Source organism: Rudaea sp. (assembly GCF_047601565.1).
GTDB lineage: Bacteria > Pseudomonadota > Gammaproteobacteria > Xanthomonadales > Rhodanobacteraceae > Rudaea.
This window is the reverse complement of the sequence record NZ_JASGIY010000001.1, coordinates 1,962,314-1,984,538: the sequence shown is the minus strand read 5'-3', so window position 1 is coordinate 1,984,538 and position 22,225 is coordinate 1,962,314. Positions and strand designations below refer to the sequence as shown.

General features: G+C 65.1%; 20 protein-coding genes. 13 read left to right on the top strand and 7 right to left on the bottom strand.

All coding sequences use genetic code 11. The features are described 5' to 3' along the window. Window positions 1-178 precede the first annotated feature (178 nt). The 5 genes from adh to QM741_RS08575 all read left to right on the top strand — a co-directional run bounded on the left by adh (window position 179) and on the right by QM741_RS08575 (window position 6,736). Entirely contained in the window at window positions 179-1,699 is a 1,521-nt protein-coding gene (gene adh / locus QM741_RS08595; protein ID WP_415207298.1) for an aldehyde dehydrogenase, read from the top strand. Between the two features lie 154 nt (window positions 1,700-1,853). Next, window positions 1,854-3,020, top strand: coding sequence for a porin (locus QM741_RS08590; protein ID WP_415207297.1), 1,167 nt, complete (start codon window positions 1,854-1,856; stop codon window positions 3,018-3,020). A gap of 516 nt (window positions 3,021-3,536) precedes the next feature. Beyond that, a complete protein-coding gene (locus QM741_RS08585) occupies window positions 3,537-5,465 on the top strand; it encodes a PQQ-dependent dehydrogenase, methanol/ethanol family (RefSeq protein ID WP_415207296.1) in 1,929 nt (642 codons plus the stop codon). 63 nt (window positions 5,466-5,528) lie between these two features. Then, window positions 5,529-6,194 carry a pentapeptide repeat-containing protein gene (locus tag QM741_RS08580; RefSeq protein ID WP_415207295.1) on the top strand — a complete coding sequence of 222 codons (666 nt, stop codon included), beginning with the start codon at window positions 5,529-5,531 and terminating at the stop codon, window positions 6,192-6,194. Between the two features lie 152 nt (window positions 6,195-6,346). Beyond that, on the top strand, window positions 6,347-6,736 hold the full coding sequence (locus tag QM741_RS08575) for a c-type cytochrome (protein WP_415207294.1): 390 nt from the start codon (window positions 6,347-6,349) through the stop codon (window positions 6,734-6,736). A gap of 82 nt (window positions 6,737-6,818) precedes the next feature. Here QM741_RS08575 and QM741_RS08570 read toward each other — a convergent pair whose 3' ends face one another. After that, complete coding sequence (locus QM741_RS08570) at window positions 6,819-6,962, bottom strand: hypothetical protein (protein ID WP_415207293.1); 144 nt, start codon at window positions 6,960-6,962, stop codon at window positions 6,819-6,821. On the opposite strand from QM741_RS08570, the gene QM741_RS08565 reads away from it, so the two are divergent. Both QM741_RS08565 and QM741_RS08560 read left to right on the top strand, forming a co-directional pair. Continuing rightward, complete coding sequence (locus QM741_RS08565) at window positions 6,955-7,326, top strand: c-type cytochrome (RefSeq protein ID WP_415207292.1); 372 nt, start codon at window positions 6,955-6,957, stop codon at window positions 7,324-7,326. The genes QM741_RS08570 and QM741_RS08565 overlap by 8 nt on opposite strands. A 73-nt stretch (window positions 7,327-7,399) precedes the next feature. Then, window positions 7,400-7,777, top strand: coding sequence for a DUF779 domain-containing protein (locus tag QM741_RS08560; RefSeq protein ID WP_415207291.1), 378 nt, complete (start codon window positions 7,400-7,402; stop codon window positions 7,775-7,777). A 60-nt stretch (window positions 7,778-7,837) separates the two neighbouring features. Here the strand turns inward: QM741_RS08560 and QM741_RS08555 are convergent, their stop codons facing one another. The 4 genes from QM741_RS08555 to QM741_RS08540 all read right to left on the bottom strand — a co-directional run bounded on the left by QM741_RS08555 (window position 7,838) and on the right by QM741_RS08540 (window position 9,003). Beyond that, on the bottom strand, window positions 7,838-8,161 hold the full coding sequence (locus QM741_RS08555) for a hypothetical protein (RefSeq protein ID WP_415207290.1): 324 nt from the start codon (window positions 8,159-8,161) through the stop codon (window positions 7,838-7,840). 3 nt (window positions 8,162-8,164) lie between these two features. Then, a complete protein-coding gene (locus QM741_RS08550) occupies window positions 8,165-8,593 on the bottom strand; it encodes a hypothetical protein (protein ID WP_415207289.1) in 429 nt (142 codons plus the stop codon). Between the two features lie 68 nt (window positions 8,594-8,661). After that, the gene (locus QM741_RS08545) at window positions 8,662-8,811 is read right to left on the bottom strand and encodes a hypothetical protein (RefSeq protein ID WP_415207288.1); all 150 of its coding nucleotides are present in this window, start codon (window positions 8,809-8,811) and stop codon (window positions 8,662-8,664) included. Next, the gene (locus QM741_RS08540; RefSeq protein ID WP_415207287.1) at window positions 8,812-9,003 is read right to left on the bottom strand and encodes a hypothetical protein; all 192 of its coding nucleotides are present in this window, start codon (window positions 9,001-9,003) and stop codon (window positions 8,812-8,814) included. Window positions 9,004-9,018: 15 nt separating this feature from the next. On the opposite strand from QM741_RS08540, the gene QM741_RS08535 reads away from it, so the two are divergent. Continuing rightward, the gene (locus tag QM741_RS08535; RefSeq protein ID WP_415207286.1) at window positions 9,019-11,163 is read left to right on the top strand and encodes a TonB-dependent receptor family protein; all 2,145 of its coding nucleotides are present in this window, start codon (window positions 9,019-9,021) and stop codon (window positions 11,161-11,163) included. Here the strand turns inward: QM741_RS08535 and puuE are convergent. Then, on the bottom strand, window positions 11,160-12,122 hold the full coding sequence (gene puuE, locus QM741_RS08530) for an allantoinase PuuE (RefSeq protein ID WP_415207285.1): 963 nt from the start codon (window positions 12,120-12,122) through the stop codon (window positions 11,160-11,162). The genes QM741_RS08535 and puuE overlap by 4 nt on opposite strands. Before the next feature lie 19 nt (window positions 12,123-12,141). Here puuE and QM741_RS08525 point away from each other — a divergent pair, with 19 nt between their 5' ends. The 4 genes from QM741_RS08525 (at window position 12,142) to QM741_RS08510 (ending at window position 17,114) form a co-directional block, all read left to right on the top strand. Continuing rightward, window positions 12,142-13,281: an aminopeptidase gene (locus tag QM741_RS08525; RefSeq protein ID WP_415207284.1), complete on the top strand. Its 1,140-nt coding sequence runs from the start codon at window positions 12,142-12,144 to the stop codon at window positions 13,279-13,281. Window positions 13,282-13,455: 174 nt separating this feature from the next. Continuing rightward, window positions 13,456-15,114: a 2-isopropylmalate synthase gene (locus tag QM741_RS08520; RefSeq protein ID WP_415207283.1), complete on the top strand. Its 1,659-nt coding sequence runs from the start codon at window positions 13,456-13,458 to the stop codon at window positions 15,112-15,114. Window positions 15,115-15,255: 141 nt separating this feature from the next. Further along, the gene (locus tag QM741_RS08515; protein WP_415207282.1) at window positions 15,256-16,530 is read left to right on the top strand and encodes a glycosyltransferase; all 1,275 of its coding nucleotides are present in this window, start codon (window positions 15,256-15,258) and stop codon (window positions 16,528-16,530) included. A 53-nt stretch (window positions 16,531-16,583) separates the two neighbouring features. Beyond that, on the top strand, window positions 16,584-17,114 hold the full coding sequence (locus tag QM741_RS08510; protein WP_415207281.1) for an ECF-type sigma factor: 531 nt from the start codon (window positions 16,584-16,586) through the stop codon (window positions 17,112-17,114). Window positions 17,115-17,173: 59 nt separating this feature from the next. On the opposite strand, the gene QM741_RS08505 is transcribed toward QM741_RS08510, so the two are convergent. Next, a complete protein-coding gene (locus QM741_RS08505) occupies window positions 17,174-20,143 on the bottom strand; it encodes a protein kinase domain-containing protein (RefSeq protein ID WP_415207280.1) in 2,970 nt (989 codons plus the stop codon). 200 nt (window positions 20,144-20,343) lie between these two features. Here QM741_RS08505 and QM741_RS08500 point away from each other — a divergent pair, with 200 nt between their 5' ends. Then, window positions 20,344-22,047, top strand: a complete 1,704-nt coding sequence (locus QM741_RS08500) for an Ig-like domain repeat protein (RefSeq protein ID WP_415207279.1) — start codon at window positions 20,344-20,346, stop codon at window positions 22,045-22,047. Window positions 22,048-22,225: the final 178 nt, after the last annotated feature.

The window sequence follows — 22,225 nt, the reverse complement described above, 5'->3', positions numbered from 1 at the left end:
GGACACAAATTTTCGGCGATTGCAACTTGCGTGCCGCAGTGTGCGTTGCGCGTCGCAGCAATGCACCGAAACAAGCATTTGCATACAACGATTCCTTCGATGCTGCGCCGCAATGGTGCGGCCGATTGGCACGCTGCGTGCTCTAGGCAAACGCCCATCAAACCCGGAGCAACCTGTCATGACCAAGCTCGAACAACAGCATCTTGCGGTGCAAGTCCCGTTCAAGTCCCGCTACGAGAACTACATCGGCGGCAAGTGGGTGAAGCCCGTCGCCGGCCGCTATTTCGAGAACATCACGCCGGTCACCGGCAAACCGTTCTGCGAAATCGCCCGCTCCGACAAGGACGACGTCGAGCTCGCGCTCGATGCCGCGCACAAAGCGAAGACGGCCTGGGGGCGTACCGCGCCGGCCGAGCGCGCGAACATCCTCAACCGCATCGCCGACCGCATGGAGCAGAATCTCGATCTGCTCGCGCACGCCGAAACCTGGGACAACGGCAAGCCGCTGCGCGAGACTCGCGCGGCCGACATTCCGCTCGCAATCGATCACTTCCGCTATTTCGCCGGCTGCATCCGCGCGCAGGAAGGCTCGATCGGCGAGATCGACCACGACACCGTCGCCTACCAGTTCCACGAGCCGCTCGGCGTCGTCGGCCAGATCATCCCGTGGAACTTCCCGATCCTGATGGCGGCGTGGAAGCTCGCGCCGGCGCTCGCCGCCGGCAACTGCGTCGTGCTCAAGCCGGCGGAACAGACCCCGGTCGGCATCCTCGTCTGGGCCGAGCTGATCGGCGACCTGCTGCCACCGGGCGCGCTCAACATCGTCAACGGCTTCGGCCTCGAAGCGGGCAAGCCGCTCGCCTCCTCGCCGCGCATCGCCAAGATCGCGTTCACCGGCGAGACGACGACCGGGCGCCTGATCATGCAGTACGCCTCGCAGAACCTGATTCCGGTGACGCTCGAACTCGGCGGCAAGTCGCCGAACATCTTCTTCGACGACGTCGCCTCGCGCGACGACGATTTCCTCGACAAGGCGATCGAAGGCTTCGTCATGTTCGCGCTGAACCAGGGCGAGGTGTGCACCTGCCCGAGCCGCGCGTTGATCCAGGAATCGATCTACGACAAGTTCATGGAGCGCGCGGTGAAACGCGTCAATGCGATCACGCAGGGCAATCCGCTCGACCCGACGACGATGATCGGCGCGCAGGCATCGAGCGAGCAACTCGCGAAAATCCTTTCCTACATCGACATCGGCAAGCAGGAAGGCGCCAAGGTGCTGACCGGCGGCGAGCGCAACGTGCTCGACGGCGATCTCAAGGACGGCTACTACGTCAAGCCGACCGTGTTCGCCGGCAACAACAAGATGCGCATCTTCCAGGAGGAGATCTTCGGACCGGTCGTCTCGGTGACGACGTTCAAGGACGAGGACGAAGCGCTGCACATCGCCAACGACACGTTGTACGGCCTCGGCGCCGGCGTGTGGAGCCGCGAGGCGAACCGTTGCTACCGCTTCGGCCGCGAGATCCAAGCCGGTCGCGTGTGGACGAACTGCTACCACGCCTACCCCGCGCACGCGGCGTTCGGCGGCTACAAGCAGTCCGGCATCGGTCGCGAGACGCACAAGATGATGCTCGACCACTACCAGCAGACCAAGAACCTGCTCGTCAGCTATTCGCCGAAGGCGCTCGGCTTCTTCTGATCCGGCCCGCCCCGGGGGAAATCGAAAAATGCGCGGACTTCCGCTCCGCGCAGGGGACGGTTGCGGCCCGCGCGCGGGCCATCGATGAACGTTTTTTCCACTAACGATACGGGAGGGTGATGTGCACGCGATCAAAAAACGGCAAGGCAAACCCATGAGTCGACGGCTCCTGCCGGCGGCAACGATCTTCTTCATCGGCACACTGGCCGCAAGCCAGGCCGGCGCGGTGAGCCTGCAGGCGGGCGACTGGACGGTCGACATCGGCGGCATCGTCAACGCCTACTACACCTCGGTCGATTGCACCGGCGACAACGTCGGCGGCGCGGCACTCGCCGGGCGCGGACTGGGTTGCGCCGGCCAAGACCACAAGACTACGATCGGCAACGGCCTGCTGCCGGACGGGCTGGTCACCAAGTTCAAAACCAGCCAGGACGGCATCGAGATCGGCGGCACGATCGGCATCTACGCCGCCACGGCCACGTCCTCGGGCATCGCCGCGAACAGCGGCGTCGACGTGCGCCAGGCGTTCTTCACGATCGGCACCGCCGAGGCGGGCACGCTCAAGCTCGGCCGCGACTACGGCATCTTCGGATCGAGCGCGATTCTTTCCGACATGACCCTGCTCGGCATCGGCGCACCGGTGCAGGCGACGCAGATCGGCCGCGTCTCGCTCGGCCACATCGGCGCGGGTTATACCTACCTCGGCAACTACGGCCAGTTGGCCTACACCTCGCCGGTGCTCGGCGGCGGCTTCACGTTCAACGGCGCACTGGTCAGCCCGGTCGATGTCGGCGTCAACTACTACGCTTCGCAGGCAGGCCCTCAGTATCAAGCCCAACTCGCGTGGGCGGGTGGCGGCTTCAAGGCTTGGATTGGCGGCAAGATGCAGCACTTCGCCGACGTAGGCGCCGGCACCGGCGGCTTCTCCGAGAAGGCCGGCGAGATCGGCGCCTCATTCAGCAGCGGCCCATTCGGAGTTCTCGCGAATTTCCAGACCGGCAAAGGCTTGGGCATTCTCACCGACGGCGACCAAGGCAACATCAAGGGTCGCAACTTTCTCGTGCAGGGCACCTTCATGTTCACCGACAAGCTGAAGTTCGGCCTCAACTATGGCGAGAGCCGCAATAGCGACGACAACTCGCTCAACGCGACCCTCAACAGTGCGTTCAAGTCAAACAGCAACGTCACAGGTGGCCTCTACTACAGCCTCACCAAAAGCATCACTCTCGCGGCCGAATTAGGTCAGACGCGATCGAAGGATTATCTCGGCAACAGCGCCAAGATGGTCGGCGGCTCGTTCGGCGGAATAGTGTTCTTCTAAACTTTCACGCATTTTATTAATTGGAGATATTAAAATGATTAAAGTAACAAAAATGACACTTGCCACAGCATTTATTACTGCTCTTTCTGCAATTTCCATAATGCTTGGAGGCCAAAGGTTAGCTCATGCGCAAACCTCCACAATCACACCGGGAACACTGTGTGGATTAGCCAGCCCCTACGGGACAGCAGCCGGCTGTGACGGCACTAGCCCACTAAGCGGATGCCCAACTGGTTGGACTAGGGTAGTCATTCCGAACGTTTCCACTACATATACTTGTGCGAAGAACTAAAATCTGGTGGTTCATTAGTTTCGCACTCATTTTCCGACAGTATGCCGTCAAACGTTAGCATCACGCTCGCAGCCGAACGCGGCCAGACGCGCTCGAAGGATTATCTCGGCGGCAGCGCGAAGATGTTCGGCGGCTCGTTCGGCGGAATCGTTTTCTTCTAAGGCGACGAACGTTCGCCAGACATGCCCTTGCGTTCCGTCCATTCCAATCAGGAGATTGCAGCAATGAGTAGACTCGATCCGTTCCAAACCATTCGCCATGCGATGTTGCCCGGCCTGAAAATGTCGTCACTCGCGTTCGCGCTGGCGCTGGCCGGGCTTTCCGGCTATGCCGCCGCCGACACGGCCACCGGCCCGACCTGGCAAGACCTTCGCAACGACGACAAGACGCCCGAAAACGTGCTGACCTACGGCATGGGTCCGAAAATGTGGCGCCACAGCGATCTTAAGCAGATCAACAAGGACAACGTCGCCAAACTGAAACCGGCATGGAGCTTCTCCTTCGGCGACGAAAAACAGCGCGGCCAGGAATCGCAGGCGTTCGTCTATGACGGCGTGATCTACATCAGCGGTTCGTATTCGCGCCTGTGGGCGCTCGACGAGAAGACCGGCAAGAAGCTCTGGGACTACAAGTACGACCTGCCCGGCGACATCCGCCCCTGCTGCGACGTGGTCAGCCGCGGCGTCGCGCTCTACGAGGACAAGGTGTTCCTCGGCACGCTCGACGCCGGCATGGTGGCGCTCGACCGCAAGACCGGCAAGGAATTGTGGAAGGTTCATTTCGGCGACCAATCCATCGGCTATTCGTTCACCGGTGCGCCGTTCATCGTCAAGAACAAGGCCGGCAAGGTCATGCTGATCCACGGCAACTCGGGCGACGAATTCGGCGCCGTGGGCATGCTCTACGCCCGCGATCCGGACACCGGCAAGGAAATCTGGTCGCGGCCGATGGTGCAAGGCCACCAGGGCACGTACATGGGCAAGCCGAGCACGTACACGGGGCCCAAGGACGCGCCGTCGTGGCCCGCCGGCGACTATCAGGGAACGGGGAAGGTCGAGGCCTGGAGCCACGGCGGCGGCGCCCCCTGGCAAACCGGCGTCTACGATGCGGCGACGGACACCATCATCATCGGCACCGGCAACCCGGGCCCGTGGAACACGTGGAAGCGTACTTCGCCGGGCGGCAACCCGCAGGACTTCGACAGCCTGTACACCTCGGGCCAAGCGTATGTCGACGCCTCGACGGGCGACCTGAAAGGCTTCTACGCGCACACGCCGAACGACGCCTGGGATTTCTCGGGCAACAACCTGGTGATCCCGTTCGAGTACAAGGATCCGAAGACCGGAAAAACGATTGAAGCCACGGGACATGCGGACCGCAACGGGTTCTTCTTCGTCACCGACCGCGCCATGCTGGAGAAAGGCAACCTCAAGGAGCCGTACCTGCCGCACTCCCTGATCAACGCTTGGCCGTTCGTCAAGGACATCAACTGGGCCAAGGGCATCAGCAAGGAAACCGGCAAGCCGATCGAAACGGGCCTGCGCCCGCCGCTTCCGGAAGCTGGCCAGGACAAGGGCAAGACCATCAACGTGCAGCCGAACTTCCTCGGCGCGACGAACTGGATGCCGACGTCGTACAACCCGGACGACCAGGTGTTCTATATCCCGGCCAACGAATGGAAGATGGACTACTGGACCGAGAACCTGACCTACAAGCCCGGTGCGGCCTATCTCGGTCAGGGCTTCACGGTCAAGCCGATCTACGATGACCACGTCGGCGTGCTGACGGCGATCAATCCGGTGGACGGCAAGATCCAGTGGCGTCACGAGGAACCGATGCCGCTGTGGTCGGGCACGATGAACACCGCGGGCGGTTTGGTGTTCTTCGGCACCCTGGACGGCTATCTCAAGGCGGCGGACGCCAAGACCGGCAAGATCCTGTGGCAGTTCCAGACCGGGTCGGGCGTGGTCTCGCAACCGATCACCTGGACGATGGACGGCAAGCAGTACGTCGGCATCGCTTCGGGCGCCGGCGGCGCCGTGCCGATCTGGGCCGGCAAGGTCTACGAGAACATCAAGACCCAACTCACCCAGGGTGCTTCGTTCTGGGTGTTCACCATTCCCGACGATTCCGCCAACACCGCGAAGAACTGATACTGCTGGAAACATTCTGGCGGCCCTCCCGGGGCCGCCAGTCTTTTTTCTCGAGGAATACGAATGATCGTGGCACAGAGTCGAGCCGTTCGAGTGATGGCTCTTGCATCGGTATTGATGGCAGCGGGGATGGTCGTCACCGCTTCACGGTCGCAAACTCCGGGCGAACAGACCGGGCAAGCTGCCGGCGGCGACATGCCTGCTGCCAAGGGCGCCAAAACACTGGTCGTGAACGGCTGCCCGATCTGGCAGTTCACCCGCTGCCCCCGCGCGGATTTCCACGGCGCCCGACTGCGCGGCGTCAATCTGCACGGCGCGGATTTGCGCGGGGCCAACCTCGCGCATGCCGACCTGACCAACAGTTTGCTGTCCGGGGCCAATCTCGATGACGCGGACCTCACCGGCGCCCGGCTGTATGCGGTATTCGCGCCATCCGCGACGTTCCGCAACGCCAAGTTGGCGGGTGCCGATCTCAGCTTCGCCAGCCTCGCCGTCACGGATTTCAACCGTGCCACGCTCACCCAGGCGACGATGGAAAAAATACAGGGCGACAAGGCCAGGTTCGTCGGCGCGGATTTGAACGGCGTCGACCTGCAGGACGCGCAACTCGAGGACGCCGACCTCCAAAACGCGGACCTGACCGGCGCCATCACCCGCTTCACCCAGTTCAGGGGCGCTTATACGGCAGGCTGCAAAGGCTGCCCGACCGGCGTGGGAGAACTGCAATGATGGCGCGGATATTCGCAACGATACTGGCGTTGTCGATGGCGGCTTTCGCCCTATCGATGCACGCGAACGAAGAAAAACCCTGGACGCCGCAAACGCTGAGCACGAAGCTGCCGGTCGTGCGGCCGTTGGGCTGTCGTCAGACCGAATCGCAAATGGTCTGCCGCCCGAACGTCGATACGTCCTCCCTGCCCGCGTCGGCCGATGGCGCGCAGGCCGACGTCAATCCTTATCGCGGCAACGCAGCGGCCACGGCGGCCGGGCAGGAGATTTTCAATCAAACCTGCGCGTACTGCCACGGCGTCGACGCGAACAACGATGGCGCCATCGGCGCGGACCTGACGAAGATCGATTCCGGGTGCAGGACCGTGACCGACGAGCCGCTGCACGAGCGCTGCGAGCGCGACGTCAACGCCTTTTTCGTGAACAGGGTACAGAACGGCAAGGTGACCTTCGGCATCGTGATGATGCCCCCGTGGGGCGGAGTTCTCGACAAAAAGGACATCTGGGCGATCAAGACGTTCCTAGAATCGCGCCAGCGATAGGTGCGTCGGATTGCGACAAAGCCGTGAACCCTGCGGCATTCACACGTTCATTTCCATGAGGAGCAAGCGCAATGATTCCACGTTATTTCAAGAAGCCACTACCGATCACGGCGATGTGCGCCGCCGGCGCATTGGCGCTCGGATTCCTCGCGGCCGGCGTTTGCCTGCAAAGCGCTTCGGCTGCGGATTCGAAGAGCGACGCCGCCGCGGTGCCGAAATTGTTCACGGCCGCGCAGGTGAATGCCGGCAGGGAAGAATACAAGGCGCATTGCGCGATTTGCCACGGCGCCGGCCTGGAAGGCAGGGTCGGCCCCACGCTCAAGGGCCCGAATTTCGCCAGCGAAAAAAACGGCTTCACGGTCGCGAAGATTTTCTCCTACGTGTCGTACCAGATGCCCGGGGGAAGTCCGGGCAGCCTCGCGCACGACCAGTACGTCAAGCTCATGGCATTCATACTGAGCGAAAACGGCTATCCGGCGGGCGATCAGCCCCTCACCTTCGATGGCGCACTCCATTCGGACGTCCCGCTCGTGTCCAAGGTCGAAGCGCAAAAGGGCAATCAACAGTTCAACAACATCGGCAGTTTCTAGAACCACCGGTCCCCGAGGATCAAGCGTCCGCGCCGCGAACATGGTTTCGCGGCGCGGCGCGGAGAAAGTTCGAATGTCGACATTCCCCCTGCAAGTCACCGCAACGCCGGCGGCGCTCGCCCTGATCGCGGAAATCCGCCGCGAACATGGCGATATCCTGTTCCACCAGTCCGGCGGCTGTTGCGACGGTTCCTCACCGATGTGTTATCCGCGCAGCGAGTTCCTCGTCGGCGACAGCGACGTGCACCTCGGCGAAATCGGCGACGTGCCGTTCTACATCAGCAAACCGCAGTTCGAATACTGGAAGCACACCCAGCTCATCATCGATGTAGTCGAAGGCCGCGGCGGCATGTTCTCGCTCGAAAATGGGCGCGGCGTGCGCTTCCTCGTGCGCTCGCGCCTATTCAGCGACGACGAAGTCGACGCGCTGATCGCGGCAGGGCGCTTCTGACGCGAACCGGTAATCGACGCGATGACTCCCGTGCAGGCAAAACCCGCCTCTCCCCGAAGTTCATTTAGACAGTTGTGGCGCCATCGCATTCAGATTGAAGTGTTGCGGTTGCGTCAGCACGCGACAACTGCGTTCGTCGTCCTTGTCGGCGCATTCGACATCGACTCCGGATGGATAGGCCGCGGTGTTCGAGCAGATTGCGTGATAGCGCCACGGCGCAGCCTTCGGCAAACGCGCCAGCGTAGGGACCCCGCAATCGCTGTGATAGCTGAGCAGCCGCATGATCTGATAATCCTGCACGGCAGCGTCGGCCGACTGCATGCCCGCGGCGAGGCATGCGGCAATGGCGGCGATGCGCAGCGCGGCGTGGAGCTTCGTCGCCATGCGTCAGCGCTCCGGCCGTGGGTCGATCCACACCCGCCAGCTATCGCTGCCATTGACCTCCAACTGGTATCTGCCGGCTTTCGGAATCAAATAGGTCGCCTCGCCACCGCCGCCGATATGCAGATTCTGCAGAACCTTGTCGTGAGCGTCCTTCAGATACATCACGAAAATCACGCTATCGCTCTGGTAGCGCAGCAGTGTCGGCCCATTTATCGTGAACCGCGGCGTCGTCGTAGTAAGTCCGCCCTCGAAGAAAGGCGGTTCGAACTTGTCTTGCAAGGCGTCGTAGCAGTTCAAGCGCTTGCTCGCGTCCTTGATCTCATGGCAGAGCCGCCAAGCATCGCGCATCGTTCCGACTTCGACCGGATCCTGCGCCGCCACCGCCGGCTGCGCGAAGACACCGAGCACGGCCAGCAATCCTTCGACGATCAACAACCCTCGGCAAGCTCGCACGTTTTACCTCGGAATGGCACGAGACGATTCGCGCAGAGCGGAGCGGATCAATGCAGCGCTTCGTTGCGCATCAGCCGCCATGCGCTGGGCATCGCATTTTGATCGACAGGCGTATTCGTGTCCAGCCGCAATGCCAAGACTTGGGCACTGCGTGACGCAGCCTGCAAGGCGGCTTTCGCTACCACCATCGTCATCATTCACAACACTCGACGAGACACCGCAATGAACCAGCCATCGACACTCGCGCTCGACACCATTCCATACCAAACCGTCGCCAGTTGACTGACGTTCGCGGCACTCGCGCCGGTCGAAAAATCAAGAAAATCGCTAGACGCAAACGGCAATGCCGACAATACCATCATGGGCGGCGACATCTTGAGACGCACCATCGTCCCGGAGATTTCATGTTGAAGAATTTTCTCGCCATTGCATTTCCCGCCTGCGTCCTGTTTGGCATCGCGGCGCCTGCATGCGCCGCGGATGCAGACCCGGCAGACAAGCCGGGCAAACAAATCCTGCCCGATGTCGTCGTCACTGCGACGCGCAGCGAGCATTCCGCGTTCGACGTGCCCGGCGCGATCGACTCGGTCAAGGTCGACGCGAGCGACTCGCTCGGCGTGAATCCGTCCGAATTCCTGCAGGGCGTTCCCGGCCTGCTCACGCGCGACCGCCAGAACTACGCGCAGGACGAACAGATCTCGATCCGCGGCTTCGGCGCGCGCTCGACGTTCGGCGTGCGCGGCGTGCGCCTCTACGTCGACGGCATTCCGGCGACGATGCCCGACGGCCAGGGCCAGGTATCGAACTTTCCGCTCGGCGCGGCCGAGCGCATCGAGGTGCTGCGCGGGCCGTTCTCGGCGCTGTACGGCAACTCCTCGGGCGGCGTGATCCAGGTCTTCACCTCCGATGGCGGCGACCGCCCCGAATGGCGTTTCGATGCGACCGGCGGCAGCTACGGCACGCTGCATCTCGACGCGAACGCGCGCGGGCGTGAAGGCATGGTCGGCTACAACGTCGACCTGTCGCAGTTCCACACCGACGGCTACCGTGGCCACGGCTACGCCGAACGCAGCAACGGCAACGCCAAGTTCGCGCTCGACCTCGGCGCGGGACGCAAGCTCACCCTGCTCGCGAACACGGTCGCGCTGCCGAACGCCGACGATGCGCTCGGCCTGACCCGCGCGCAGTTCGAAATCGATCCGCGCCAGCCGGTCGCGGTCGCGGCGCAGTTCGACACGCGCAAGAGCGTGCACCAGCAGCAGGGCGGCGCGATCTACGAACAGACGCTCGGCGATACGCAAAGCCTGCGCGTGCTCGGCTACGTCGGCCATCGCGACGTCGAGCAGTTCCAGTCGATTCCGGTGGCGACGCAGAAGGCGGCGACCAGCCCCGGCGGCGTGATCGAGCTCGGCGGCGACTACGGCGGCGGCGACGCGCGCTGGAGCTACGGCGGCGTCTTCGCCGACAGGCCATTCGACGTGTCCGTCGGCACCAGCTACGACCGCCAGAATCAGCATCGCCAGGGCTACAACAATTACCTGGGCACCACGCTCGGCGTGAAAGGCGCACTGCGCCGCGACGAGCAGAACCTCGTGTTCAATTTCGACCAGTACGCGCAGGCCACGTGGAGTTTCGCCGACCGTTGGCTCGCCAGCCTCGGCGCACGCCACAGCGAAGTGAAATTCTCCGCCGTCGACCACTACATCGTGCCGGGCAATCCCGACGACAGCGGCCGCGCGGACTATTCGGCGACGACGCCGGTCGCGGGCCTGCTCTATCGCGCGAACGATCAGTGGCATCTCTACGCCTCGTATGGGCGCGGCTTCGAGACGCCGACGTTCAACGAGCTCGGCTATCGTCCCGACGGCGGCGCCGGCATCAATTTCGGCCTCGTGCCCGCGCGCAGCCGCAATGGCGAAATCGGCTCGAAATGGCGTTTCGACAACGGCGGCGAATTCGATGTCGCCGTGTTCAACGCGGACACGCGCAACGAGATCGCCGTAGCCACCTCGAGCGGCGGCCGCACGACCTACCAGAACGTCGACCGCGCGCGCCGGCGCGGCGCGGAGTTCAAGCTCGACCTGCCGCTCGTGGCGGGTTGGCACGCGCAGCTCGCCTACACCTGGCTCGATGCGAGGTTTCTCTCGCCGTTCCTCACCTGCCCGGCCGCATCCACCTGCACGACACCGAACACGCCCGTCGCCGCCGGCGCGCGCATTCCGGGCGTGCCGCGCTCGGACTTCTACGCCGCATTGCGCTGGGGCGAAGCGCTGGGCTGGAACGCGACGGTCGAGGTCAATGCCGCAAGCGCGACGCCGGTCAACGATCTCAACACCCAGTACGCCCCGGGCTACGGTACGCTCGGCCTCGGCACCGGCTACGTGTTCGAGACCCGCTCGACGACGATATCGACCTTCCTGCGCGTGCAGAACCTGTTCGACAGGAACTACGCCGGATCGATCATCGTCAACGAAAGCAACGGGCGCTACTACGAGCCCGCACCCGGATGCTCCGTTCTTGCAGGCGTACACCTTACCTGGAAGCCCTAGCCCGCGAACGGATGCGTCGCGATCCAGTGCCGCGCGATGTCGACGCGGCGGCAAATCCACACCTTGTCGTGGGCCAGCGCGTAGTCGAGGAAACGTTCGAGCGCGGCAATGCGCGCGGGCCTGCCGACAAGGCGCGCATGCAGGCCGACCGACAGCATCTTCGGCGCGTCGAGGCCGTTGGGATCACCCTCGCGGTACAGCACGTCGAAGGCGTCTTTCAAATAATCGAAGAACTGCGTGCCCGAGTTGAAACCCTGCGCCGCGGCGAAGCGCATGTCGTTGCTGTCGAGCGTATACGGCACGACCAGCTGCGGCACGCGCGCGGGGGCACCGTCGCGCACGACGTCGACCTGGGTCCAGTACGGCAGATCATCGGCATAGGAATCGGCGTCGTAGAGATAACCGCCCTGCTCGACGACGAGGCGGCGCGTGTTCGGGCTGTCACGCCCGGTGTACCAGCCGAAGGGGTGCTGGCCGACGAGTTCGCCGAGCAGGGCCGTCGCTTGCGCGATGTGGACCCGCTCGGTCGCCTCGTCGATTGATTGATAACTGATCCAGCGCAATCCATGACAAGCGATCTCGTGTCCGAGTTCCCGATACGCGGCAAGTGCGTCGGGATGGCGCTGCAGGGCCTGCGCGACCGCAAAGACCGTTAACGGCAATTTACGCTTTTCGAACGCGCGCAGCACGCGCCACAGGCCCGCGCGCGAGCCGTATTCGTAGAGCGATTCCATGCTCATGTGCCGCGCCGGGAACGCCTGCGCGCCGACGATCTCGGACAGGAACGTCTCCGACGCCGCATCGCCGTGCAGCACGCAATTCTCCGCGCCTTCCTCGTGGTTGAGCACGAACTGAAGCGCGATGCGCGCGCCGTTGGGCCAGCGCGGATGCGGCGTCGTGCGGCCGTAGCCGACCAGATCTCGGGGATAGGCGGAGTCGGAATTGGCGGCGGATGTCATTTGGCTCCATGATCGCACAATGCAACCCGCACTTCGCATCGTCATGGCGGCGATTCTGGCAATTCTGACCTCGGCCTGCTCGACCCTGCGCTACTACGCGCACGTCGCGCACGGCCAGGCGCAACTCGTGACCCAGCGCAAACCGGTCGATGCCGTGATCGCCGACCCGGCGACCGATGCGCGGCTCGCCGCGCGCCTGCGTCTCGCGCGGGAGGCGCGCCGCTTCGCTTCCGCACGTCTCGGCCTGCCCGACAACCGCAGCTACACGAGCTACGTCGACCTGCATCGGCCCTACGTCGTCTGGAACGTGTTCGCCGCGCCGCGCTATTCGGTCGACCCCATCCTGCATTGCTTTCCGATCGCAGGCTGCGTGCCGTACCGCGGCTGGTTCGACGAAGTGATGGCGAAGGCCGAAGCCGCGCGGCTCGAAGCGCGCGGCGACGACGTCTACGTCGGCGGCGTCGCGGCCTATTCGACGCTGGGCCGGTTCGCCGACCCGATCCTGTCGACCATGCTGCGCTGGGACGACGACGAGCTGATCGGCACGATCTTCCACGAACTCGCCCACCAGTTGATCTACGTGAAGGACGACACCGCGTTCAACGAATCGTTCGCGAACTTCGTGCACGACGAAGGGCTGCGCGAATGGCATGCCGCGCGCGCGGACGACGCGCGCGACGAGCGCAACCGCCAGGCCGACGACGAATTCGCGCGCCTCGCGCTGGATCTGCGCGAACGCCTGCGCAAACTCTACGCCGGCACGCTCGATCGCGCGGCGATGGAAGCGGCCAAGCAGAACGAGATCGCGGATTTCCGCCGGCGCTACGCGCAGTGGCGCGACGCGCACTGGCCCGGCGACCATCGCTACGACGCGCTCGTCGCCGCGCCGATCAACAACGCCAGCCTGCTGCCGTTCGGCCTGTACGACGAGTGGATGCCGGCCTTCGCCGCGCTGTTCGCACAGGCGGGACGCGACTGGCCCGCGTTCCACGCCCGCGTGCGCCGGCTCGCGCGCATGCAAAAAACCGCACGCGAGGAAAGCCTGCGCGCCGCGGCCGGCGCAGCGGCGCCGCAGATTCCGCCGTCTAGACGTCCAAACGAGAAACCGCTTGCATCGCGGCGGCCTCTCTCTGCTAAAATCGGGCCATGCGCACGATGACGCCTTCATCGCTTCTTGCTGGACTCGACCTTACTCTCGGCCGGGATCCGCTGCGCGCGCTCGTCACCTGACCTCTCCCCGATCCCGGCCATCGACCAGACCTTCGCAGCAAGGTCGGCAGGAGAGACGCGCGCTTCGCAACGAAATCCCCTTCGCAAGACCAATGGCCGCATCATGATCCCCAATCCGCAAAGCAAATATCGCCCGTTCCCGCCCATCGACCTGCCCGACCGCCAGTGGCCCTCGCGCACGATCACCGCGCCGCCGATCTGGCTCTCCACCGACCTGCGCGACGGCAACCAGGCGCTGTTCGACCCGATGAACAAGGCGAAGAAGCTGCGCCTGTTCGACGAGCTCGTGCGCGTCGGCTTCAAGGAAATCGAACTCGGCTTTCCGGCCGCCTCGCAGATCGACTTCGACGTGATCCGCCATCTGATCGAAAACGATCGGATCCCCGACGACGTCACGCCGATGGTGCTCACCCAGGCGCGGCCCGAACTGATCGAGCGCACGATCGAATCCGTGCGCGGCGCGAAGCGCGTCATCGTCCACGTCTACAACGCGACCGCGCCGCTATGGCGCCGCGTGGTGTTCAACATGAGCGTCGACGAGATGCTCAAGCTCGTCGACACGCAGGTCACGCTGATCAAGCGCCTGACCGACGCGCGGCCCGGCACCGACTGGCGTTTGCAGTATTCGCCGGAAACGTTCTCGATGACCGAGCTCGAGGTCTCGCTCGCCGCGTGCAACACGGCGACGCGCGCGTGGGACGCCGGTCCCGGCCGGCCGATCATCCACAACCTGCCGACCACGGTCGAAGTGGCGACGCCCAATGTCTTTGCCGACCAGGTCGAGTGGATGCACCGGCATCTGGAGCGGCGCGAACATGTCGTGCTCTCGGTGCATTCGCACAACGATCGCGGCACCGGCGTCGCCTGCGCCGAGCTGGCGATGCTCGCCGGCGCGCAGCGCGTCGAGGGCTGCCTGTTCGGCAACGGCGAGCGCAGCGGCAATGTCGACATCGTCACGCTGGCGCTGAACCTGTACACGGAAGGCGTGCACCCCGGCCTCGATTTCTCCGACATCAACGCCACCGCGCGCATCGCCGAGGAATGCACGCAACTGCCGATCCACCCGCGTCATCCCTACGTCGGCGACCTCGTCTTCACCTCGTTCTCGGGCTCGCACCAGGACGCGATCAAGAAGGGCTTCGCCGCGCGCAAGGACGGCGATTTCTGGGAGATGCCGTACCTGCCGATCGATCCGGCCGACGTCGGCCGCAGCTACGAGAGCATCGTGCGCGTGAACAGCCAGTCGGGCAAGGGCGGCATCGCCTACCTGCTCGAACGCGACCACGGCGTCGTCATGCCGCGGCGCATGCAAATCGAGTTCTCCGCGATCGTGCAAAAGTATACCGACGCGAGCGAAGCCGAGATCACGAGCCAGAAACTGTGGGAACTGTTCGAGCAAACCTATCTGGCCTGCGCCGAAGACAAAAGTGGATTGGTATACAAATCCCATCACCTGCATGCGGCCGACGCGGGCCACGCGATCGATCTCGACGTGATCGCCGCAGGCCGGCCGCATACGCTGCAAGGGCAAGGCGCCAACGTGCTCGATGCGGTCGCGCAGGCGCTGCCGCAGGCGCTGCGCATCGACGGCCACGAGCTGCTCAAGGCCGCGAACGGCGATGCGCTCGTCATCGTCGAAGCCGCAAACGCGGGATCGCCCGGCGCGCGCTTCGGCGCCGGCCGACACGCCGACCGCGACACGGCGTCCATCCTGGCCGTACTCAACGCCGCGGCGCGCCTTTCGGCCAAGCCTGCGGCATAGCGGCCGACCTGACTCGCATCGTGATAGTGCCCTGTTCCCGGACTCGCCAAGTTGCCTGATCCAAGCACCGCGCCTCGTTCGGACCGAACGAGGCCGGCCGCCACGCGCTACGGCTTCAAGCGCAGCGGGGTCGACCCCGCGATGAAAACCGCATTGATGTTCCCGTACGCGAACCACCTCGGCGGCACGCAGCCGCTGGTCGCGATCGCGTCCGCGTTGCGCGAGGCCGGCCACAAGGTCGTGTTCGCCGCGCGCGGCAAATGCCGCGCGTACGTCGAGGAATGCGGCTTCGAGGTCGAGGACGTCGCCGAGCTCGATCCCGACCGCTCGGTCGCGTACATCAACAAGTCGAGCCTCGGCTATCACACGCGCGAGAGCATCGCCGAGTTCGTCGCGGCCGAGACGGCGCTGATCGAGAAGCACAAGGCGGATGCTGTCGTCGACCTGCACCGGCCGACGCTGAAGCTGTCCGCAATGCTAACCGGTACGCCGCGCGCCGTGCTCTGCAACACCGTGCTGACGCGCTACTACGCGGGCGGGAAATTCATGCCCGAGTCGCATCCGCTCAGTCCGATCGTCAAGCACCTGCCGCAGCGCATCCTGCAGCCGCTCAGCGCATGGGCCGAAGACAGGTTCTTCGAATCGTGGGTGCGCCCTTACAACGCGTATCTCAAGGCACGCGGCAGCGCGGTGCGCTTCGAATCGATGAAGGACCTCTTCGAAGGAGAGGCGACGATCCTCATGGACGCGCCCGAGTTCGCGCCTTCGCTGCCGCTGCCGCCGCACGCGCACGCAGTCGGTCCGCTCGTCCACGAGCAGAGCAGCAAGGTGCCGGCGTGGTATTCGCGGCTCGATCCGGCCAAGAAATCGGTATTCGTCTATCTTGGCTCGTACGGCGAACAGTTCACGCGCGTCATCGACTATCTCGGCCGCATGCTCGAAGCTTCGGACGATTTCCAGATCGTCGCCGCGACCGGCGGTCTTTACGGCTATTCGGGCGCGAAGGCGCCGGCCAATGTCATCGTCAGCGATTACGTCCCGGCGAGTCTCGTCCTTTCGCGCAATTGTGCGGCGATGATCACGCACGGCGGCCGGGGTTCGATCTACTCGGCGTTGCAGCACGGCGTACCGCTGATCGGCATTCCGAACCAAGGCGAGCAGGAATGGAATCTCGACGCGGTCGAGAAGCACGGGCTCGGCCGCAAGCTCTCGGCCAAGCGCATTCGCTTCGATGCGTTCAGCGGGGCGGTCCGCGCGGTCGTCGACGATCCGCGCTTCCGCGCGAACGCCGAGACATTCAGGATGCGCCTGCGCGCGTATGACGGCGTCGGCGCGGCGTCGCGCATCATCGCCGCGATGAACCGACCCGAGCGACATGCGCCGCGCGTCGTTCGTCCGAAGTCGAACATTTCGTGACCTGGCTTGCGGAATCCTGCCGCTCGCAGCGGGAATTCCTGGATAATCGCCCGATGTCGGAATCCCCTTCCTTTTCGGGCGACCATGCGACGCAATGGCTGGCGCAGGTGCTGTACGCCGACCTGCGCCTGCTTGCGCGCGGCGAGCGCCGGCGCGGCGGCGCGGCCGGGCCGCAGACGCTCGGCACGACCGCGCTCGTGCACGAGGCCTATCTCAAGCTCGCGCGGCAGGACGTCTTCGAGAACCGCGCGCATTTCCTCAACACCGCCGCGCTCGCGATGCGCCAGGTGCTGGTTTCGCACGCGCGCGCGCGGCTGCGCGGCAAGCGCGATCCGGGGCAGGCGCCGCTCGACATCGAGGACGTCGACGTCCTCGCCGAGAGCGACGAGCGCATCGTCGCGTTGAACGATGCGCTGAGCGATCTCGAACAGAAGTCGCCGCGCCTCGCGCGCGTGGTCGAGTGCCGCTATTTCGCCGGTTTTTCGGACACGGAAACGGCGCTCGCCCTCGGCATCTCCGAGCGCACGGTGCAGCGCGAATGGGCGATGGCGAAGGCGTTGCTGTACGAAACGCTCGGCACCTGAGAACAGGTTATAAGCCGCGAACGAATTTCCTGTCGGTGTCTTCGCAAAAAAAAGCTGCCTCATTCCGAAGAGGGCTGCCGCGCAGCCTTGGCAATGCCTGGTTTACCGGCGGCAAGATGCGCGAGCAGCCGGCGCAGCGGTTCGCGATAGTGCTCGCCGAGTTCCTTGTGCTGCGCGTGGATGGCCTGCGCCTTGTCGGCCAGTTCGTGCGCCTGCGCGAAGTGGCCGAGCGCGAGTTCGCATTCGGCGAGAGCGATCTGGGCTTCGGCGATATCCGCGCTCATCGGCAATAAATTTCTTTCGCGTCCGGCCAGCGCACTCCGCAGTAGAGGCCGGGCGCCGCCAGGATTGCCGTTGCCGAGTTCGGCCATGCCCTCGAAAAAAGCGACCCGGGCGGAAACCCGTTCGAACAAGTCGGCGTGGCCGCTGGCTTCGAGTATCGCGCGCACGCTTGCCGCGGTGCCGGCGACGGCGGCAAAGTCGCCGGAACGCGCCTGCAGCTCGATCGTCATCAACTGACGAATCAGCGCGAATCGATGCAGTCCTTGCGTATTCGTTTCCGCCACGACATAGCGATCGAGCTGTTGCCGCGCATCGGCAAATCGCCTCTGCGCCAAGGCCAGGTCGAAGCGATTCTGTGTGATCGGATTGAACATCGCCGTGCCGGGTTTCTGGCCGGCCGCCTCGCGCATGGCCGCGGCTTCCTTCAGCCCTGCGTCCGCCGCGTCGTAACGCCCCATATCCGTCCATATCGCGCTGGTTTCGCTGATGATCGACGCGAGCATCGTGCTCTGCGGATTCTGGCGCAGCGTTCGCGCCACGACTTCCATATCGGCCAGACCGGTCTCGATGTCTCCCGCCATGCGGAAATAATCGCCGTGCGTCCCCAGTACGTACGCCACGTCGGTCGGATCCTGCTCGCCCGGCAACGCAAGGAACTGCTGTTTGGCTTGCGCAAGCAAATCGAGACCCTCGCGGGCACGGCCGACCTGAAACAGGACCGTGCCCAGCGAGGTGGTTTTTCGCACGGTCTGAATATGCTTCTCTCCGTTCACGGTCAGCGACGACTGCAACGCCAGCCGCGCATTACGCTCGGCATCGGCGTAATCGAGCGCCTGGAGCTGAAAATTCGCGAGCGTGCCGTACGCTTCGGCAAGGCCGGCGTCCGCGTCGGGCAACGTGCGCAGCACCTCAATGACGCGATTCATCAGGGCGACCGCTCCCTGCCAATTGCCGTTGCCCGCCTGCATCTTTGCCTGCAGCTGCAACAGCTCGGCAAATTCCGCCGACGGTCGCAGCCGGGCGAAGAGATGCTGTGCCTGCTGCGCGTAATCGAGCGCGCGCGACGGGTCGCTGAGGCGGTAGAACTGCGCTTGGCGAAGCAGCAGCCGCGCCCGCGTCGGCGAAGCATGCTCTTGGTTGGCATCGAGGATGGCTTGTGCGTCCTGCAGCGCCGCCTCGCTTTGCTTCGAATCGCCCGCTCGATACAGGACGTCGCCCAGATCGGTGAGCGCCGCCGCCGTCTGACTCGAATTCCGGCCATTGACCGTCCGAGTCAGTTCGACATATTGCCGACGCAAGGGTATTTCCTTGTCGGTCAGTTCCAGTTCCTTGTACAGATCCCCGAGCAGAGGCAATACGCCGAGCTTGACGTCGGGCGCATCGCTCATGGCCGCGTCGATTCGTTTCGCGCCGATGTCGAGCAGTTCGCGCGCGGTGGTTTGACGCGCCTTGAGCGGATTGGCCTGGTTTCTCGAATTGGTACGGAACAGGTCCACCATGAACGACTGCACCGCCGCGGCGCGCTGCGCTTCGAGCCGCGCCTTGTGCACCTGCTGCGTGACCGCGACGATCGCCGCCGCCATCGCGACGAACACCGCCGCCGCGGTCGACAGCGCGAGCCAGTGGCGGCGCAGAAAGCGGCGCAGCACGTAGCTCTTCGCGTCCGCGCGCGCGCGTACCGGTTCGTGCGCGAGATGGCGGCGCAGGTCGTCGGCGAGTGCGCGCGCGTCCGCGTAGCGCGCGTCGGGTTCGCGGCGCAGCGCCTTGCCGACGATCGCGTCGAGGTCGCCGCGCAAGGCGCGCCGGCCCACCGGCGCATCGGCGCCGGCGCCGGCGACGCGGCTCGGCGACGGCAATGGCGCATCGAGCAGGCGATGCACCGCGCCTGCCAACGGGGCCGAGTCGTCGATCCACGGCAGGCGATCGGTAAGCAGCTCGAACAGGGTCACGCCGAGCGCGTAGACGTCGGTCGCGGTGCCGATGCGGCCGCCGGAAAGTTGCTCGGGCGCGGCGTAGGCCGGCGTCATCTGCAGCGTGCGCGTGGCCTCGCGCGTTTCGTCGTCGAGCAGCCTGGCGATGCCGAAATCGAGCAGCTTGGCCTGCGCCTCGCGCGTGACGAGGATGTTCGCCGGCTTGATGTCGCGATGCACGACGAGGCGCGTATGCGCATACGCGACCGCGTCGCACACCTGCATGAACAGCGCGAGCCGTTCGGCCAGCGGCAAGCCGCGCGCGCGGCAGTACACGGCGAGGTGCTCGCCTTCGACGTACTCCATCGCCATCCATGCCGCGCCGCCCGGCTCGACGCCGCCGTCGAACAGCCGCGCGATGCCCGGATGCGCCAACGCGGCGAGGATCTCGCGCTCCGCGCGGAAACGCTCGCCGGCCGCGCCGCGCGCGCCCTGGATCAACTTGATCGCGACCTGCTGGCGAAAGCCGCCCTCGACGCGCTCGGCCAGCCATACCTCGGACATGCCGCCGCTGCCGATCGGCCGCAGCAGGCGATACGCGCCGACGACGCGTCCGGCGGCATGCACGTGCTGCGCTGAAGGCGGCGCGCTTGCATCCGCGAGCGGCGAGCGGTCGAGGAAGCCGTCGCGGCGTTCCGCCATTTCGAGCAGACGTTCGAGGCGCTTGCGCAGCGCGGTGTCGCCCGCGCAGGCCGCATCGAGGAGCGCGGCACGGCGTGCCGGCGGCGCATCGAGCGCGCGGCGGAGGAGTTCGTACAGCTCGACGGTTCCCGGCATGAACGGCCCCGATGTTGCCTCGCTCCAGAAGATACCGCACGGCACCGAAAACGCGAGCCGCGGATTTCTTGCCGATCTCTAGTTCATACGCCGAAACGCGCTGCGGAACGCCGACCCGACCGCGGCGCGATCGCGTGGCGGACTTGAACGCCGCTCGGCGTAATACAGGACGAACCCGTTGCGAAGAAGGATTGCCGACCGTGAAAACCCGAAACCGAACCCCGCGCGCCGCCGCCCTGTCCGCGCAGAAACCCGAACACGAGTCGAAACAGTTTCGTTCGTCCAATCCGCGCAGAACGATCGCTCGAATTGCAGGTTTTCTCGCCTTGATGTTCGCCGGGCTGGTCGCGGCGCAAACGCCGGCGCCGTGGCCGAATCCCTACTTGAATTCAGGAGGCTCCGTCCTCGCCGTGGCGCGCCTGCCCGGCGGCGGCATGGTCGTCGGCGGAGATTTCTCCGAGGTCAACGGCACGCGGCGCAGCAATATCGCCAAAATACTGGCCGATGGATCGGTCGATCCGAACTGGAATCCGTCTGCCGACGATTCCGTGACTGCGCTTGCCGTCGATGCCGGCGGCAATGTCTACGCGAGCGGATGGTTCGGCAACATCGGCGGGCAGTCGCGCAAGTACATCGCCAAATTGTCCGGCACGGGCAGCGGGACCGCCGATGCGAACTGGAATCCGTCGCCCGACGATTGGGTGACTGCGCTCGCCGTCGATGCCGGCGGCAATGTCTACGCGGGCGGACAATTCAGCAGCATCGGCGGGCAGTCGCGCAGCTACATCGCCAAACTGTCCGGCACCGGCAGCGGGGCGGCCGATGCGAACTGGAACCCGTCGCCCGACAACCGGTTGACTGCGCTTGCCCTCGATGCCGGCGGGAACGTCTACGCGGGCGGATATTTCAGCAGCATCGGCGGGCAGTCGCGCAGCTACATCGCCAAACTGTCCGGCACCGGCAGCGGGGCGGCCGATGCGAACTGGAATGCGTCGGCCAGCGACGCGGTGGATGCGCTTGCCGTCGATGCGAGCGGCAACGTCTACGCGGGTGGAAATTTCGGCAGCATCGGCGGGCAGTCGCGCAGCCAAATCGCCAAACTGTCGGGCACGGGTAGCGGGGCGGCCGATGCGAGTTGGAATCCGTCGGCCAGCGGCAGTGTGTTTGCGCTCGCCGTCGATGCCGGCGGGAATGTCTACGCGGGCGGAGCTTTCACCCAGATCGGCGGGCAGTCGCGCAGTCATATCGCTAAACTGTCGGGCACGGGCAGCGGGGCGGTCGATGCGAACTGGAATCCGTTGGCCGACGACTGGTTGTTTGCGCTTGCCCTCGATGCCAGCGGCAATGTCTACGCGGGCGGATATTTCGCCCACATCGGCGGGCAGGCGCATCCTGGCTTGGCGGTGCTGCCGCCCGACGCTTCCGCGCCGACCCAGCCTGCCGCCACAACGACAACGCTCGGCGCCAGCCCGACCAGCGCCACGCCGGGACAAACCGTCCATTTCACCGCCACCGTCGCCGCGACGGCGATCCAGCAAGCCAATCCGCGCGCGCAAGCGCCGGCCTCGCCCGGCGGCAATGCGGTTGCCGCAGTGGCGCCGAGCGGCAGCGTCACCTTCCTCGACGGCGCCAGCGCCATCGGCAGCGCGCCGCTCGACGGCGCCACGGCGACGTTCGCCAGCGCCAGCCTCGCCCTCGGCACGCACAGCGTCACCGCGCAGTATTCGGGCGATGCCAGCTACGCCGCGAGCACCGGCGGTCCGGTCAGCGTCGTCATCGCCGCCGCGCCTGCGGTGAGCGCGCCATCGGTCGCCGCGCCGATGCTCGCGCCGGCCTGGTTGATCGCACTCGCCATCGCGTTGGCGTTGTTCGCGCTGCGGCGCGTGTTGCAGAACAGGGCTTGAGGACCAATCCGTGTTCTCGTCCTCCCTGCGGACCCTGTGGCTTGCCGCACAAGGCTACGTGCCGGCGCCAGCAGCACCGTCAGCCATGCCGCCGTCCCGCTCGGCGCGGGCACGCACTCCATCGGCACCGCGCATTACGCGCGACCGATCAGTGCGGCGAGCAGCGCAGGTGACGGTC

Bases quoted from the DNA above. Each gene is read 5' to 3' on its own strand.
- QM741_RS08520 (WP_415207283.1), top strand. From the start codon at position 13,456: ATGATCCCCAATCCGCAAAGCAAATATCGCCCGTTCCCGCCCATCGAC.
- QM741_RS08575 (WP_415207294.1), top strand. From the start codon at position 6,347: ATGGTCTGCCGCCCGAACGTCGATACGTCCTCCCTGCCCGCGTCGGCC.
- QM741_RS08505 (WP_415207280.1), bottom strand. From the start codon at position 20,143: ATGCCGGGAACCGTCGAGCTGTACGAACTCCTCCGCCGCGCGCTCGAT.
- QM741_RS08535 (WP_415207286.1), top strand. From the start codon at position 9,019: ATGTTGAAGAATTTTCTCGCCATTGCATTTCCCGCCTGCGTCCTGTTT.
- QM741_RS08510 (WP_415207281.1), top strand. From the start codon at position 16,584: ATGTCGGAATCCCCTTCCTTTTCGGGCGACCATGCGACGCAATGGCTG.
- QM741_RS08560 (WP_415207291.1), top strand. From the start codon at position 7,400: ATGTCGACATTCCCCCTGCAAGTCACCGCAACGCCGGCGGCGCTCGCC.
- QM741_RS08545 (WP_415207288.1), bottom strand. From the start codon at position 8,811: ATGATGACGATGGTGGTAGCGAAAGCCGCCTTGCAGGCTGCGTCACGC.
- adh (WP_415207298.1), top strand. From the start codon at position 179: ATGACCAAGCTCGAACAACAGCATCTTGCGGTGCAAGTCCCGTTCAAG.
- QM741_RS08585 (WP_415207296.1), top strand. From the start codon at position 3,537: ATGAGTAGACTCGATCCGTTCCAAACCATTCGCCATGCGATGTTGCCC.
- QM741_RS08580 (WP_415207295.1), top strand. From the start codon at position 5,529: ATGATCGTGGCACAGAGTCGAGCCGTTCGAGTGATGGCTCTTGCATCG.
- QM741_RS08515 (WP_415207282.1), top strand. From the start codon at position 15,256: ATGAAAACCGCATTGATGTTCCCGTACGCGAACCACCTCGGCGGCACG.
- puuE (WP_415207285.1), bottom strand. From the start codon at position 12,122: ATGACATCCGCCGCCAATTCCGACTCCGCCTATCCCCGAGATCTGGTC.
- QM741_RS08540 (WP_415207287.1), bottom strand. From the start codon at position 9,003: ATGGTGCGTCTCAAGATGTCGCCGCCCATGATGGTATTGTCGGCATTG.
- QM741_RS08590 (WP_415207297.1), top strand. From the start codon at position 1,854: ATGAGTCGACGGCTCCTGCCGGCGGCAACGATCTTCTTCATCGGCACA.
- QM741_RS08555 (WP_415207290.1), bottom strand. From the start codon at position 8,161: ATGGCGACGAAGCTCCACGCCGCGCTGCGCATCGCCGCCATTGCCGCA.
- QM741_RS08525 (WP_415207284.1), top strand. From the start codon at position 12,142: ATGCAACCCGCACTTCGCATCGTCATGGCGGCGATTCTGGCAATTCTG.